The sequence below is a fragment of the Paenibacillus sp. FSL H7-689 genome, from assembly GCF_000517905.1.
GTDB lineage: Bacteria > Bacillota > Bacilli > Paenibacillales > Paenibacillaceae > Paenibacillus > Paenibacillus amylolyticus.
The window spans coordinates 296,304-312,890 of record NZ_ASPU01000028.1; the positions used below are offsets into that span (position 1 = coordinate 296,304).

The following is a 16,587-nucleotide window of genomic DNA, read 5'->3' on the forward strand; positions in this document are numbered from 1 at the left end:
ATTAATGAAGTGGTTTATTGTTATTTTTTAAATATGTAAACGTATTCAAACTAAAATAAGGCTCTTGATAATCTGTGTATGTAGCTCTTGTGTGCCACTCGGGTATCGGTTGTATTTCCGTCATTATCTCATTCCAATCAATGCATATGGATCAGACAGAAGGTTTCTCAATTAAACCCAAATCCTATGAAACGAATTGAAGGAGGACATTCCAGTATGACACATCAGGATTATCGTTATAAGCAGGCTTTCCCCAAGATTGGTATTCGTCCCACGATTGATGGAAGACGAAAAGGCGTTCGGGAGTCACTGGAAGAACAAACGATGCGGATGGCGACATCTGTTGCCGAGTTGCTTGCAGCAGAACTACGTTATCCTGACGGGTCCGCAGTGGAGTGTGTTGTGGCTGAGACCTGTATTGGCGGGGTAGCCGAGGCGGCCGCAGCATCAAAATTGTTCAGCCGTTCGAACGTTGGCGTAACGATCACCGTGACACCATGCTGGTGTTATGGTACGGAAACGATGGATATGTCACCATCCATTCCTACAGCCATCTGGGGTTTTAACGGAACTGAACGTCCGGGTGCAGTATATCTGGCAGCGGTACTCTCTGCCCATGCACAGAAGGGAATTCCTGCCTTTGGGATCTATGGAGAAGATGTGCAGGACGGCGGAGATACAACGATTCCCGAGGACGTGCGTGAGAAATTGCTCCGGTTCAGCCGTGCGGGTCTTGCAGCTGCGACCTTGAAAGGGCAAGCCTATCTGTCTATTGGATCAGTATCCATGGGGATTGCAGGTTCGATTGTGAACGATTCATTTTTCCAGGAGTACCTGGGCATGCGCAACGAATATGTGGATATGAGCGAACTCACTCGTCGTATTGAAGAAGAAATCTACGATCCTGAGGAGTATAAGCTCGCACTGGCCTGGGTGAAGGAGAATTGTAACGAAGGTCCGGACAACAACGCTGCCCATCTGCAAACGGATCGCAAACGCAAAGAGTACGAATGGGAAACCGTTGTGAAAATGACCCAAATCGTGCGTGACTTGATGGCGGGCAACCCAAGATTGGCAGAGCTTGGGTTTACAGAGGAATCGATGGGTCACCACGCTATTGTATCCGGCTTCCAGGGACAACGGCAGTGGACGGACCATTCACCTAACGGAGATTTTCTGGAGTCGATATTAAACTCTTCCTTTGACTGGAATGGCAAACGTGCGCCTTATCTGGTTGCAACGGAGAATGACAGCCTGAATGGCGTGTCCATGTTGTTCGGTTCGCTGCTGACACATACGGCACAGATCTTTGCTGATGTGCGTACGTATTGGAGTCCGGATTCAGTACAACGTGTGACGGGACACCAGTTGGAAGGAAATGCAAAGGATGGAATTCTGCATCTGATCAACTCTGGTTCGGCAGCCTTGGATGGCACTGGGCAACAGTCCAGAGATGGTAAGCCTGTACTCAAGCCATTCTGGGAAATTACAGATGAGGAAGTTCAGGACTGCCTAAAAGCAACATCGTGGAGACCGGCATCCGTAGAGTATTTCCGCGGGGGCGGCTATTCAGCGGATTTTCTGACCAAAGGTGGCATGCCTGTAACGATGACACGTCTGAATCTGGTTAAAGGACTGGGACCAGTGCTGCAAATCGCTCAGGGTTACACGGTCGATCTGCCTGAAGATGTGCATGATACGCTGGATCAGCGGACAGACCCAACCTGGCCATCCACCTGGTTTGCTCCTGTTCTAACCGGATCGGGAGCGTTTACTTCCGTATACGAGGTCATGAATCAATGGGGCGCCAACCATGGCTCCATCTCATACGGACATATTGGTGCAGATCTGATTACTCTCGCTTCCATGCTTCGTATTCCGGTAAATATGCATAATGTACCTGAAACAGAAATTTTCCGTCCGCGTGCATGGGGATTGTTCGGCACAAGTGAGCCGGAGAGTGCAGACTACCGTGCTTGCAGTGTGTTTGGCCCGTTGTATCGTTAAAATAAAGTTCCATTCCTGTCAAACGCCATGTTCCTTGTGAGATGAGGTAACATGGCTTTCTCTTGAAAGCTGTGCTCAGAACTCGAATACGGCTTATCGCGAAGAGTTAAGGAGGCTTGAAAGAATGGGCAATCAAGCAACACATGTGCTTGCTGCCGATTACGGTGCCGGTAGTGGACGCGTAGTCCGGGGTTCTTTTGATGGAAACAGACTCTCGTTACAAGAAGTGCATCGATTCAACAACGAACCCGTGCAACTGGGGGATGGACTGTATTGGGATTTCTTGCGACTTTTTCATGAATTAAAACAAGGCATTGTGAAAGGGACGCAAGGCCTCTCTCCATCGGTCCGTTCTATAGCAGTGGATACGTGGGGAGTGGACTATGGACTGGTGGATGGTGCGGGAAGGTTGTGCTCGAACCCACGTCACTATCGGGAAGCACGCAATGCACAGTGGATGGAAGAAGTTCTGCACATGGTGAAAGATGAAGAACTGTATGCCATGTCTGGCGTTTTGCCGCAGCAGATCAATACAGTATTTCAACTGCTAGGCAGTGTACGAGAGCAGGCCGAAGGTTTGCGTACGGATGTGCGCATGTTATTTATGCCGGATTTATTTCACTATTATCTATCCGGTCAGCAGGCTTGTGAGTATACGATTGCAAGTACTAGCGGGCTGTTGCATGCAGGCGAGGCGCGTTGGAATGAACATCTGATCGGGCGTCTCGGTATACCGGAAACATTATTTCCAAAACTCGTTCAACCGGGTACCGTGCTGGGTGATTTAACAAATGAGTTGTGCGAAGAGTTACGGACTGGACCGATGCAGGTAGTCTCTGTGGGCTCACATGATACGGCATCTGCCTTGGCAGCAATACCTGCGAATGATTTGGATTTCGCTTTTATCAGCTGTGGTACCTGGTCTCTTATGGGGGTGGAGCGTGATACACCTGTATTGGATAACCGAAGTCGTGCATTGGGATTCACCAATGAAGGGACGGTAAGTGGAAAAGTACGCACCCTGAAAAATCGTTCAGGCTTGTGGCTGCTACAGGAATGCAAACGGCAATGGGAGCGGGAGAATCAACCTTTTACACATGAAGAACTGATTCAATTGGCTACCTTGGCAACGCCGCATCAAAGTTATGTATCGCCGGGAGATGGCGTGTATTTGGCGCCAGGAAATATGTCTGAACGAATACGGCAACAATGCAATCTCACCGGACAGACTGTGCCTGAAACGACTGGAGCGATTGTGCGCTGCATTCTGGAAAGTCTTGCATTAGAATTCAGACAAACGCTGGATGAACTGCAGTTGATTACAGGTACAAGACCTCGTGTCATTCATATGGTTGGTGGTGGTGTACACAATCGACTACTATGCCAGTTTACAGCCAATGCAGCCGGTGTCGCGGTAGTGGCAGGCCCGGCAGAGGCGACATCAGCCGGGAATTGCATGCTGCAATTCCTTGCGCATGGAGAAGTGAGTAGCTTGGCCGAGGTACGGGAGGTCATGGCTGCTTCCTTTTCCCCTGAGACCTATGAACCTGAGGATACAGAGCTGTGGCAGGAAGCTTATGAAAACTACCAAAGTCTGAATCAAATCAAAAGGTAATAAATAGATTCAATGCAATGAGCATTGACGCAAAATGCTAAAAAGAAAAGTATGAGGAGTGGAGAAAACATGTCTGAACAACAAGTAAGGGAAGAGTTAACGAAGTATGCTCAGAGAGCAGTTGCTCAAGGACTGGTAGTCGGACCTGGTGGGAATCTGAGCGCTCGCTCTGGGGGAACGATGTTGTTGTCTCCGAGTGGTTATGCACTTGAGGATCTGGAGCCTGACGAATGGATCGCCATTGATATCGAGACAGGAGAGACTCGTGCGGGAGCAATACGCCCTTCTTCCGAAGTATTGATGCATCTGTACAGTTATCGTGTGAATCCTGATATCCAAGCCATTGTGCATACGCACCCGGCATATACGATCGCACTCAGTCTCGTTTTCGATGAATTGCCACACTTGTTCCCTGATCAGTCCGCCTTGGTAGGTGATATCGGATTTGTTCCATATGTTCTACCAACGACGAAACAACTTGCCGATGCAGTCTCAGCAAAGGTAGAAGAACATACGGCACTCATTCTCGTCAATCACGGATTGGTTACGACCGGTAAAAACCTCCGCGAAGCCTATTACCGCACCCAAGTGGTGGAAGAAAGCGCGAAGGTATATATGATCGCCAAAGCAGCCGGGGAACCCAAAGTGCTTACTGCCGAAGAATATAAGGAAATTCAATCGCTTGAAAGTGAAGCCTACCGTGTGCAGTTATTGCAACAACTCAAGTCCTGATACCTGATTTGAGTATTAATGATTACATTCGTGATCTTAAAAGATTGCTACGTTAAGGGCAGATTGCATCCTCCAGATAAACGCTGGAATAAAGGATGTGAAATGCTCTTATTTAATTTTAATTTTGAATTGAAAAGGCGCACAGTATATCTGAGGGAATAATTCGCACTAATTTGATGAGAATTGTTGAAATTGTGATGTCTGCAAGGTATACTAACGTTAATCATCAGTGAGTAACAACTACGAGAAAGATAAAAAAACAATTAAGTATCTAAGAGGGGTGAGATCAGTGGGTCCTGAGCTAAACGAAATGGAGTTGGAATACGAACTGCTAAAGCAGCTTCGAGACGCTAATGCTCCCATCGGGGCCAGTACGTTGGTTCATACTTTGGGCAAAACGTATGGTCTGAGTCAGGCAACCATCGGAAGAAGACTTATGGAGATGGATGTTGAAGGTTTTACAGTTCTGGAAGGTCGCAAGGGAAGAACTTTGACCGAACAGGGTCTGGATCGAATGAAGACGTTGGAAAAAGATTTGCAGCAACAAAGCGTGAACTCACAGTTAATTCAGATGCTGAACCATTCCGGGGAAAAGGCTCTGCTGGATGTTCTCGTTGCCAGAAGGGCACTTGAGCGGGAGATCGCTTCCCTGGCAGCACAACGTGCCTCGAAAGAATACATAGTACTGTTGCAAGCATCGATTGCCAACCAGCATGAATTGCTTTCCAAGAATATTATACCATACGAGGAGGACCGGGAGTTTCACAGATTGCTGGCTTATGCTGCGCAAAACCAAATTCTTCTGCATGCGGTTGAACTGGTATGGGAGACAAGCCGCGATTTTCTGGAAACCGCGTATATTCGCCGGAGAGTAGGAAGTGAATTAGTTGTGGATCATCAGCAGATTCTGGATGCTATTGTAGCGGGCTCTCCGGAGCAGGCTGAAGCGGCAATGGTGAATCATATCAACCAAATGATCGATGATGTCAAACGTTATTTCGCCATGCAAAACCAAAACCAATAACATTCCTTAGAATGAGACCCGGTGATAAAGGAGTTGAGCTTGTGGACACAATCTACCGTTTAGGCATAGATATCGGAGGTACTTTCACGGATGCGCTGGTGATGGACCATCAGGGCAGGGTGATTGCGGCGCTGAAGACGCCATCGATTGCAGTAGCTCCGGAACAGGCGATTTTTAACGCACTTGATCAGTTGAAGGCGACTGGTGTGAATATTCATGAGATTGATCTGTTTGTGCATGGAACAACACTTGGTGTCAACACGTTGATTGAGCGAAATGGCGCAGTTACAGGTCTGCTGGTCACTAAAGGATTCCGTGACATTCTTGAAATCCGCCGGTTGCGACTTGAGGATACAACCAATCTGTATGGTGAAAAGACTGATGCGCTGGTACCGAGACATCGCGTTAAGGAAGTCGATGAACGGGTCATTGCGAGTGGGGGCATACTCCAGCCACTGAATGAGGAACAACTGTTGCAATCGGTGGATGAGCTGGTGGAGGATGGCGTTACCGCTTTGGCGATTAGCTTTTTACATGCTTATGTGAATCCTGCTCATGAGCAGCTTGCGGAAGATCTGATTAGGGAACGTTATCCGCAACTGTTCATCTGCCGAAGCAGCGCCATCTGGCCACAACAGCGTGAGTTCGAACGAACACTCGCAACGGCCATGAACGCTTATGTAGGTGAACGGATGGGGTCCTACTTCCTGCGTCTGCAAGAAGGGATTCAGGCATACGGCCTCAAAGCCAACTTGCTGTCGACCATGTCCAACGGTGGAATTATGACGGCTGCCAGAGCGGCTAATGAGCCGGTACGTACGCTTCTGTCCGGGCCTGCTTCCGGTGTAATCGCCGCGACGCATATTGCTGAACGAGCGGGCATTCATCAGGTCATCACATTTGACATGGGTGGGACAAGTGTTGACGTTGCCCTCATTGACAAAGAACCGAGTTATTCTTCTGAGAACAAGGTTGGAGATTTTCCTGTCATCATTCCCGCTGTTGATGTAACAGCGATTGGGGCTGGTGGTGGTTCAATTGCTTGGCTTGATTCCGTAGGCGTACTCAAGGTTGGACCGCGCAGCGCGGGAGCCAATCCCGGTCCGGCATGTTATCAGCGCGGGGGAGAAGAGCCGACAACCACAGATGCCTATCTACAGCTCGGTATCCTGCATGCTGACCATTTCCTTGGCGGACAAATGCGCCTGTATCCCGAACTTGCAGAGCGTACTCTTGGCAATCTGGGAGAGAAGCTTGGACTGAATGCCGAACAGACTGCGCAAGCCATTCTTGATGTGGCAACCGCCAATATGTATGCCCAGTTTTCTCCCCTCATGGCTCGCAAGGGCGTTGATCCCCGCGATTTTACGTTGCTCGCATATGGTGGAGCAGGCCCGATGCATGCTTTTCTGATGGCACGCGAGGTAGGTATCGGCAGAGTGCTGATACCGCCATCTCCGGGAACACTGTGTGCCATGGGCTGCACGGTCGCCAATCTCCGCAATGATTTCGTTCATACGTTACACAAAAGTACCCAGACTCTGGAGTCTGGTGAATTAAGCTCTCTTTTTGCTGAATTGGAAAACCAGGGACGTAGCTGGGTTGATGAGGAAGCCCGTGGTGGTGTCAAGCTGGACAATATTTATTGCCTGTACAGTGCGGATATGCGATATGAGGGACAGGCCTTTGATCTTGAGGTCACGCTGACATTGGAAGAAATTGAAGATCCCAAGAAGGCAGGGATTAAATTCCATACGTCTTACCAAAACGTGTTTGGCATTAGTCAGCCAGAGGCAGAGGTCATGTTTGTAAGTCTCAGAGCAACCATTGTTGGTGTTTTACCTACCCATAACACGGTAGATCCGGCAAATTTGCCATTTGATGAGAGTGTAGCGGAAGAAAGGCTCATCACCTTTGACCATGTACAGCAGACTGCCAAGGTACTGAAAAGGGGACAAATTCCATCGGTGGATGCCCCCATCCCCGGGCCCATTATTGTGGAGGAATATGATACAACGATCTTTATTCCGCCAGGATATAAGGTATACCGGGATGTGCATGGGAACGTGATTGGGGAGGTGGAAGCATGATCGGTGACAAGGTCTTTCTTGAGATTTTTAACAACCGAATTCAAGCTGCCGTGGAAGAAATGGCAAATGTTGTTCTGCGCACAGGATTCACCGCTTTTGTCAAAGAAACGGGCGATTTTGGAACCTACCTCTTATCTCCATCCGGGGAAACGTTTGGGTCACCGCTGGAGACGGGTTACAACCTGTCCTTGGGCATCCCTGCTGCTGCGACCATTAACAGTGTAGAAGACTGGAAAGAAGGGGATCTCGTCATATGTAATGATCCTTATTCCACTAAAGGCATGGTCACACACCTTCCAGACATTCATCTCATCAAGCCTTATTTTCACGAAGGGCGAATCATCGCTTACGGCATGTGCTTTGTTCATTCATCCGATGTGGGCGGCAAGGTACCGGGGAGCGTATCTCCCAGCGCCTACGATATTCATATGGAAGGCATTCGAATTGCACCAGTCAAACTGTATGAAGCTGGTGTTCTGAACGAGCAGATCCTGCGCATGTTTCTGGACAACAGCCGAATTCCGGAGCAAAATCTCGGTGATCTCAAAGCGCTTATGGCTGCATTGAATCGGGGAGGGCAACGGCTTGAGGAACTCATTGCACGATATGGCGTGGAAAAAATCCAGCAGGGCATCGAACATTTGCTGGAATATGCCGAGCTGAAGGCACGTGTTATCGTGCAAGATGTCCCGGACGGTTCCTATGACTTCTGGGACTATCTGGAGAAAGGACCAGGGGGATATCCTATTCGGTTGCGTTGCAAGATGACGATTGCAGGTAGTGACATTCATCTGGACTTTAGCGGCACCGATCCTCAGGTTAGGGCTTCATTCAACATTCCTACCCACAACCAACAGGGTCATTACATGCTGGTGCCCGCACTCATTCGTTATTTCCGTACGCTCGATCCGACCATTCCTTGGAATTCGGGCATGATTCGTATGGTGCGAAATTACGCGCCGCCTGCTTCCGTACTAAACCCGGAGCCGATGGCAGCAGTTGGGGCACGTGCTGCGACCTTTATCCGGCTGATGGACGTTATCACGGGAGCACTAGGGAAAGCTCAGGGCAGCATGGTTCCCGCGGCAGGAGCTGGACAAGCCTGCATCGTCATGATGGCGATGACAGATGCATCCGATGGCAAGAAAAAGGTGGGCGTAATTCAGCCGATCTGCGGAGGTTCGGGAGCTAGGCCGATGAAAGACGGCATTGATGGCATGGATTTTGCGGTCGGTCATCTTCGGAATATTCCTGCGGAAACGGTGGAATCCGAGATGCCTGTGTTGATTGAGCATTATGGTCTTCGTGCTGACTCGGCGGGTGCAGGAACCTTCCGTGGCGGAAGCGGAATTGATTTATGTGTCAGAATTCTAACACCGGATACCGTGATGACGGCCAGAAACATGGAGCGTATGGAGTTCCAGCCCTGGGGCAGGCTCGGTGGTGGCGTAGGTTCACATGGAGAAGCGATTCTTAATGCTGGACGTGCAAGTGAGCATCATCTGGGAAGAATTGATGAGCTGCTGCTTCAACCTGGAGAAACGGTTACGTTCCTGTCGCAAGGCGGAGGCGGATATGGTGATCCACTTGAACGTGAACCACGCCTAGTTCTGGAGGATGTAAGAAGTGGGCTGGTATCCCCGGAGAAAGCTCTTGAGTTATATGGTGTTGTGATTGACGGCCTGGAGCTGAACGAGAGCGATACCGAACAAATGCGAGCCAAGCGACCACGGCAGCAGGAGGAATTCGCCTTTGGCAAGGCGCGGGAGCAATTTGAAGACATATGGAGCGATGAGATGCAGGTAACACTGAATCAGGCCTTGCTGAATGCTCCGCTTGCACTAAGAGACTACCTGAAGCGTCAGACCATGGGCGTTGTAGAGGAGAAGTATAAGGATTCCCTATCTGTAGATCCACGGGAGATATCCGACATTATGGAAGGTTTACGCCAGCAAATAGGATTGCATTGATCAAGTGTATGGAGAATATCTAGTTCTGTCTTATCGGTAAAACCAACTACATGGATGGGGGAATTTGCATGTTCAAATCCAACAAAAAACGCTTTCTCAGCCTCGCCTCTCTGACACTGGCCGGTACATTGGTGCTTTCCGCCTGCGGTGGAGCAGGCAGCTCAAGTAATACTGCCGGAGAGAGCGACTCTTCAGGAGCAAGCGGAGACAAAGTTAAGCTGACGATGTTTATCTGGGCTGGCTCCAATCAGGATGTCGTTCCGAAAGAAGTGGTTGCCGAGTATGTGAAAGAACATCCCAACGTTGAAGTCACCTTTGAGGAATCCTCCAATTCGGTAATGTACCCCAAGATGGTTGCAGGCAAACAGGCTGATGCCAACAATCCGATTGTTAACTTCGGTTACTTCAATGCAGATGCGACGGCAAAAGGCTTGAATGATGACATGTGGGAGCCACTGGATACCAGCATCGTGACCAATATTAAGGATATTCCCGAGTCCTTCCACAAGCCAGACAATAAAGGTGTGGTCTGGGGCGTTTCGAGCTTCGCCCTGGTATATAACAAAGATCTGGTGAAAACGCCACCTACCAGCTGGAACGATCTATGGGATAACGAGGAGTTCAAAGGAAAAACTGCGCTCTGGGACTACATGTTCTATTCCTATATCTCCCCACTTATTGCTACCAAAGGTCAAGAGATTGGCGCATCCTATGAAAATCCCGAGCCAGCCTTCCAGTTCTGGGCAGATCGCAGTGACCAGATTGGCACATTGGTTTCATCCAATGATCAGCTGAAGGCACTACTGGAGTCAGGTGATGCGCTCATTGCCCCATTCAGTGCACAGGTTGCACAGACATGGATTGATGGTGGTTCTCCACTTGCCGTAGCGTATCCGAGTGAAGGTGCCATCTCCTTCCCGTACACACTTCAGGTAGTGAAGGGCTCAACACCTGAGCAAGCACGTGTTGCAAATGAAATTATTAACGAGTTGTTGAGCGCCGAGGCGTTGTCACAATATGCAGAAGCAACGGGTACGCCGATAACCAGTACGACAGCTGCAGTTCCGGACAAGTACAAGGATGATCCTTCATTCTCCGTCGAAACGCAAAGTAACGGCATTAATCCAGACTGGGATGTGCTTGCACAGAACAGTTCTTCTTGGAAAGAACTATGGGATCGACTCGTGAAAACAAAGCTTCAATAAAAGGATTGTTGCCAGGTACACTACGATTCCGGGTCTTGTTATGAACCTGGAATGGATGGGAGGGAATCAGAGATGAGCAGCGGACAAGAGACCATATCCATTGAAACAAAGGAAGTCACGAAGACTTATGGTGAGCGAGCCGCCGTTGATCAAGTAACACTCCAAGTGAAAAAGGGCGAATTCGTTTCCTTGCTTGGTCCGAGTGGCTGTGGCAAAACAACACTGCTGCGCATGCTTGGCGGACTTGAGCAACCGGATCAGGGCACCATTATGCTGGGAGGTCGGGATGTTACTGGCATCCCGGCTTATGGACGCAATAGCAATATGATTTTTCAGCAGCTTGCGCTGTTCCCTCATATGGATGTATTCAACAACATTGCCTATGGGCTAAAGGTGAAGAAGTTACCAAAAGCCGATATCCAACGGCAGGTAGGTGAAATGCTTGATCTAGTCCAGCTCGGAGACTATGGCAGGCGTGCTGTATCCGAGCTGTCCGGGGGGCAGGCCCAACGCGTCGCCATTGCTCGCGCACTGATCAACAGACCCGAAGTGCTGCTGCTTGATGAACCTCTCTCTGCATTGGACATGCAGCTGCGTCTCGATATGCAGCGTGAACTGAAACGCATCCAGCGTGAATTCGGCGGAACGTTTATCTTTGTAACGCATGATCAGAGCGAAGCCATGAATATGTCTGACCGAATTGGCGTTATGCGCGATGGAAGGCTGCTGCAATACGCAACCCCTGATGAAATCTATGAAAGACCGACCGATAGTTTCGTGGCCAAGTTTATTGGAGATACCAATCTCTTTGAGACGGAAGTACTGGGACATGATGTGAATGGAATTCGGGTGGAATGCTTCGGCAAGCCATTGCTGGTGAAAGTCAGTGATGGCAATGCTGTACCGAAAGCGGGAGCACGACATTCCTTATCAATCCGCAATGAGTATATTCGACTTGGAGAAGATGCAACTCATTGCCTGAACAAGCTGGATGGACACGTGATTGAAGCGGTGTATGGCGGAGCAAATATTCGATACAACGTGCAGATTGCTGAGGGTTTTCTAATTCAGGCCAGTGTGCTGCATCAGCGGGGAACCTCACGTTATAGTCCAGGTGAGCCAATACAGGTTGGCTTTGATCCAGAGGACACGCTCTTGTTATCCGAACCCATTGATGACCGTGTACAGGGGGCAAGAATATGAACCGGATCGCGGAACGGATCGTGAATCTGTATTCCTTTGGAAACCGCACATGGGTAACCCGGTTACTGCTTCTGTTGCCTGCGCTTGCTCTGATGGGCATCGTGTATCTGGGTGGGTTGCTGATCTTTGGCAGATATAGCTTTGATATGTATGAGAATGGAAAGCTTATTCGGGGCTGGGATTTAGGAGCTTATCGTGCGTTTCTGTCCGACCCTTATTATTGGAAGCTGATTGGCACAACGTTTCGCATTGCCTTCAAGGTTACGCTATGGAGTCTTCTGCTTGCCTATCCGCTGGCCTATTGCATTGCGGGTCTAAAGAAGCCTGGCATGAAGCAATTGTTGCTGCTGCTCACGTTTCTTCCGCTACTGGTCAGTGCCGTTGTGCGTTCTTACGGATGGCAGCTTTTGTTGTCCAAACAGGGCTTCATGAACTGGCTGTTCATCCGTCTGGGGCTAACCGAGGAAGGGTTCAGCATGATATACAACGAGACAGGTGTTGTCGTGGCCCTTGTCCATATTTTCCTGCCATTTATGGTCTTTCCGATCCTGAATGTACTGTCCCATAGTGACGCTTCCTTAAAGGCAGCTGCTAAGGATCTGGGGGCGGGCAGCTGGAGAACATTCCTGACCATTACCCTGCCTTTATCGGCAAGAGGTATTGCAAGCGGGGTACAGATTGTGTTCACGCTATGCCTCACCGCGTTCACCACACCTCAACTGATCGGTGGGGGAAGAGTCATGACACTTCCGGTGTTTATATATCAGCGAACCTTGGACACCAACTGGCCAATGGCTGCGGTTGCCAGCCTGTTTTTACTTGTGTCTTCCATTGTCGTCTCGTTGCTTGTGAATAAAGGAGCAGAAATGCTGATGTTCCGTCGTTCCCGTAAGGGAGGTCAGGCGTATGGTTAAGTCGAACAGGGGCACCAAGCTGTTACTCTACATCTTTGTGGGTGCCGTAGCGATTTATTTGCTGCTGCCACTGCTGATGATTATGTTGACATCTGTAGGCTCAGGTTCAGCCAGCAAATTTCCCCCGGAAGGTCTCACCTTGAAGTGGTATGCCAATCTGAGTGAGCAGACCCAGTTTCTCGATGCATTCAAGAACAGCCTTATTGCTTCTACAGGTGCGGTTCTGCTGGCTTTAATTACAGGTACGCTTGCTGCGTTAGCAATCGTGCAATACCCTTTCCCGGGCTCTGGTATCTTAAGGGCATTTTTTGTATCTCCAATGGTCATGCCAAAAATTACGCTGGGTATTGCATACCTGATTTTATTCTCAAAAATGCATATTGCAGGCGGACTGTTTGCACTTATTTTGGGTGAAGCGGTCATTGTGCTGCCATTTGTGCTCACTATTGTTGGCAGTGCGTTAGCCAATCTGCACCCGGCTCATCGGGAAGCTGCCGCGGACCTTGGTGCTGGGCCGATACGCATTTTTTTCACAATTACGCTGCCACAGCTCCGACTATCCCTGCTTTTGTCAGGGTCAATCGCTTTTGTCTTCACTTTTGATCAGGTAGAGGCTGCTCTGTTGCTGCTCCGTCAGGACAGCTACACGTTGCCAATACAGCTATTCCTGTATATGGAGAAATGGCAGGACCCAACGATAGCCGTGGTGTCTGTTGTATTGATCGCGTTTGCGCTGGCTCTGTTTATGACGATTAAACTAGTGTTGCGCTCTGTACCAGGACTTGAAAGTTTGTTTGGTCGCAGGAAAACAAAAGGAGGTCTGGATCAAAATGAATAATTCACAGCATCTATACCATAGCTCAGGTCTGAACTGGGACCGGGCGGAAGAAGTGATGAAAACTCAAGGGCTAAGCGCCCTGATCGCAACAACTCCGGAGAATATTCACTATGTCATCGGGTCCCAGCTACGCGCAAGCAACTGGACCATGCAGATTTATGCTGTTTTACCTGCCGACAGATCTGCAAAGCCTTGTATCGTCATTCCAACGAATCGGTTAGGCGTTGTAGCTCAGTTCGGTATTACGGGGGTAGATATATTTGCCTACAGTGATTTCTTTGTGGAAGGTTCAATTGAAGGCAAACCTTCCACTGACGACATTGATCTCTTTTATTCTCTTCTGCAAACGACGGTTATTCATCCGGGTCCTGTTGAAGCACTCAAGGCCGCATTAAAACAGCTTGAGATCGAAGATCAGCCGATTGGAATCGATGAGATGCGGATCGCTCCCGATATTCTGGCTAGAATCAAGGAGGAGGTTCCTGACAGACCGGTAATTCCCGCATATAAGTTGTTCCGAGAAATCCGTCTGGTCAAGACCCCTTTTGAGATCGAGCAACTGCGTCAGGCTGCCCAATTAAATGAACGGATTGAGCAGGAACTAATTGACCTGATTGCAGCAGGTGTTCATGAGAAGCAACTTGCCGATCATTATCGTCTGGCTGTGATGAGAGCGGGTGGAACTCCGGCAATGACAGCGGTAGGGGCAGGGCCACGTAGTGCGCTACCACTCATCGAAAATTATTTTCATATGATTGAGGTTGGAGATCAGGTCCGTTTCGATCTTTGCCTGCAGCTGGAAGGATACTGGGGAGATACGGGCCGCACGGTTGTTGCAGGGGAGCCTACCGCTTGGATGAAAAAACATTTTGCTGCGGTCAAAAGTGGATGGGAGACGGCACTTGAAACGGTGCGCCCTGGCGTCAAGGCGTCGGAAGTATTCCATGCGGCAGTATCTCGCGTACAGCGTGAAGGGATTCCACATTACCGACGTCAGCATGTCGGACATGCCATCGGGTTGGAACTGTACGACGATATAACCCTCTCCCCTGGGGACCAGCGTATACTGGAGCCCGGTATGGTGTTATGTGTTGAGGTACCATATTACGAGCTAGGTGCTGGTGGATTCCAAATCGAAGATACAATTGTTGTAACGCCAGATGGTTATGATTTTTTAACCCATATGGAGCGGAATTTGTTCACTAAATAACGATAGATGGAAGGCTTCGCTGACCGGCGATCAGACCACAGTCGATCCAAGAAGCTTTCTTACTGGGAAAGTTGGAACATCCATGATTCAGCAGGGAACTAAGACGTTTCGTAACATTAGCCTTGCGCTGTTCGCCGGAGGTTTTGTCACTTTTGCTTTGCTCTACAGCCTCCAGCCCCTGATGCCTGAGATTAGCAACGCATTCTCCATTACGCCGGCACACGCCAGTCTTACGTTATCCGTTACAACGATCGCCATGGCACTGACGATGCTGTTCATCGGGTCCTTGTCTGATTCTGTGGGCCGACGCTTTATAATGACAGCTGCACTGGTGATATCTTCTGTTATTGCTTTGCTCAGCGCATTCAGCCCGGGATATACGGAGCTTCTTCTACTTCGTATTCTCCAGGGTGTGGCACTCGCGGGGTTGCCAGCGATAGCTATGACATATTTGTCAGAAGAAATTGAACCTAGAAGTCTTGGTTATGCTATGGGCCTATATATAAGTGGCAATTCGATAGGAGGCATGGCCGGCCGTTTCATCAGCGGTGTGGTGACAGATTGGTTCAGTTGGCGCGCTGCTGTGGGTTTCATTGGTATTCTTGGACTGTGTGCAGCCGTTATTTTTTGGCTTGTCATCCCGCCATCACGTCATTTTGTCAAAGCTGCACCCGGATTCAAAAATCCAATACCTCTTTTGTGGTCACAATGTCGCAATCCAAGGCTGTTATGCCTGTATGGACTCGGTTTTCTCCTGATGGGGGGATTCGTGACCCTGTTCAACTATATCGGTTTTGAATTAACGGGTGAACCCTATCATCTTAGCCAGTCTATCGTTGGAAGTCTTTTTGTGGTATATCTGATGGGCACAGTCAGCAGTACCTGGATGGGCAGGATGGCAGATCGGTACGGCAGGTCACATGTGCTTGGAATCGCGCTGGGAATTATTCTGGCTGGTGCAGTCTGTACCGTTCATCCAGCGCTTTGGGTCAGAATTATCGGACTCGCCCTGTTTGCCTTCGGTTTCTTTGGCGGTCATTCCATCGCAAGCAGCTGGGTTGGACTCGTGGCCAATCAGCACAAATCTCAAGCCAATGCGTTGTATTTATTTTTCTACTATCTTGGTTCAAGCGTAAGTGGAACAGGAGGTGGACTGCTTTACAGTCATCTTGGATGGATAGGCATTGTGGGGATGATCGGTGTGTATGTTTTGATCGGTTTTGTCTTGTGTAATTTGCTTGTTCACAGGTTGAAGGGACAGGCTACATAAATCAACTTTTTCCGACAGCTATTGCATATCCTGAAATACCGAGTATAATACTTGGTAAATAGACGAAAAGGGGATGCAATAAACGATGAAAACACATGCTGAATTGAACTCACTTCTTGTTGACGATTATCTGGATCTCCTGAACATTGCGAAACAGCTAGGTGATGACGAATGGAAAGATGCTATTCTGCAAGCATTGAAGGAAGAAGTCGATGCGAATCATCATCTGGATTCCAAAGAGGTAAGACAGGATTTATGGATTCAATTTGAAGGCATTAATGAACAAATGCATGATCTGTTAATGCAATTGAAGCATGCCGACAGTCCTGAGGAGAAAGAACAGATTATTGAAATGATCTGGGGATTGAAAGTAGACCGTCATGCGATCACACGTAAACTTGAAACCATGAGCCGTGCCAGTGCTGGACATCAGTAAGCTCTAGGTTGATTATACATTGAAAACCCGCGTGTTTCCTGGGATTATCCCCTAGGTCGCACGCGGGTTTTGT

The 16,587-nt window shown here is 49.0% G+C and carries 13 protein-coding genes; all 13 read left to right on the forward strand.

What is annotated here, in order from left to right:
- The first annotated feature begins 216 nt into the window (after window positions 1–216).
- The 13 genes from C170_RS20965 to C170_RS21025 all read left to right on the forward strand — a co-directional run bounded on the left by C170_RS20965 (window position 217) and on the right by C170_RS21025 (window position 16,514).
- Complete coding sequence (locus C170_RS20965; protein WP_036613787.1) at window positions 217–2,007, forward strand: L-fucose isomerase; 1,791 nt, start codon at window positions 217–219, stop codon at window positions 2,005–2,007.
- Between the two features lie 124 nt (window positions 2,008–2,131).
- Window positions 2,132–3,622, forward strand: a complete 1,491-nt coding sequence (locus tag C170_RS20970) for a rhamnulokinase (RefSeq protein ID WP_036613788.1) — start codon at window positions 2,132–2,134, stop codon at window positions 3,620–3,622.
- 69 nt (window positions 3,623–3,691) lie between these two features.
- A complete protein-coding gene (locus C170_RS20975) occupies window positions 3,692–4,354 on the forward strand; it encodes a class II aldolase/adducin family protein (RefSeq protein WP_036613789.1) in 663 nt (220 codons plus the stop codon).
- A gap of 289 nt (window positions 4,355–4,643) precedes the next feature.
- Window positions 4,644–5,378: an FCD domain-containing protein gene (locus C170_RS20980; protein WP_235200809.1), complete on the forward strand. Its 735-nt coding sequence runs from the start codon at window positions 4,644–4,646 to the stop codon at window positions 5,376–5,378.
- Between the two features lie 41 nt (window positions 5,379–5,419).
- Window positions 5,420–7,468, forward strand: a complete 2,049-nt coding sequence (locus tag C170_RS20985) for a hydantoinase/oxoprolinase family protein (RefSeq protein WP_036613790.1) — start codon at window positions 5,420–5,422, stop codon at window positions 7,466–7,468.
- Window positions 7,465–9,438, forward strand: a complete 1,974-nt coding sequence (locus C170_RS20990) for a hydantoinase B/oxoprolinase family protein (RefSeq protein WP_036613791.1) — start codon at window positions 7,465–7,467, stop codon at window positions 9,436–9,438. Before C170_RS20985 ends, C170_RS20990 begins: the two co-directional genes overlap by 4 nt.
- Before the next feature lie 68 nt (window positions 9,439–9,506).
- A complete protein-coding gene (locus C170_RS20995; protein ID WP_036613792.1) occupies window positions 9,507–10,643 on the forward strand; it encodes an ABC transporter substrate-binding protein in 1,137 nt (378 codons plus the stop codon).
- Window positions 10,644–10,715: 72 nt separating this feature from the next.
- Complete coding sequence (locus tag C170_RS21000) at window positions 10,716–11,846, forward strand: ABC transporter ATP-binding protein (RefSeq protein ID WP_036613793.1); 1,131 nt, start codon at window positions 10,716–10,718, stop codon at window positions 11,844–11,846.
- On the forward strand, window positions 11,843–12,760 hold the full coding sequence (locus tag C170_RS21005) for an ABC transporter permease (protein ID WP_036613794.1): 918 nt from the start codon (window positions 11,843–11,845) through the stop codon (window positions 12,758–12,760). The genes C170_RS21000 and C170_RS21005 overlap by 4 nt, the downstream gene beginning before the upstream one ends.
- Entirely contained in the window at window positions 12,753–13,598 is an 846-nt protein-coding gene (locus tag C170_RS21010) for an ABC transporter permease (RefSeq protein ID WP_036613795.1), read from the forward strand. Before C170_RS21005 ends, C170_RS21010 begins: the two co-directional genes overlap by 8 nt.
- A complete protein-coding gene (locus C170_RS21015; RefSeq protein ID WP_036613796.1) occupies window positions 13,591–14,808 on the forward strand; it encodes a M24 family metallopeptidase in 1,218 nt (405 codons plus the stop codon). Before C170_RS21010 ends, C170_RS21015 begins: the two co-directional genes overlap by 8 nt.
- An 82-nt stretch (window positions 14,809–14,890) precedes the next feature.
- Complete coding sequence (locus C170_RS21020) at window positions 14,891–16,078, forward strand: MFS transporter (protein WP_036613798.1); 1,188 nt, start codon at window positions 14,891–14,893, stop codon at window positions 16,076–16,078.
- An 85-nt stretch (window positions 16,079–16,163) separates the two neighbouring features.
- Window positions 16,164–16,514, forward strand: coding sequence for a hypothetical protein (locus C170_RS21025; protein WP_036613800.1), 351 nt, complete (start codon window positions 16,164–16,166; stop codon window positions 16,512–16,514).
- Window positions 16,515–16,587 lie beyond the last annotated feature (73 nt).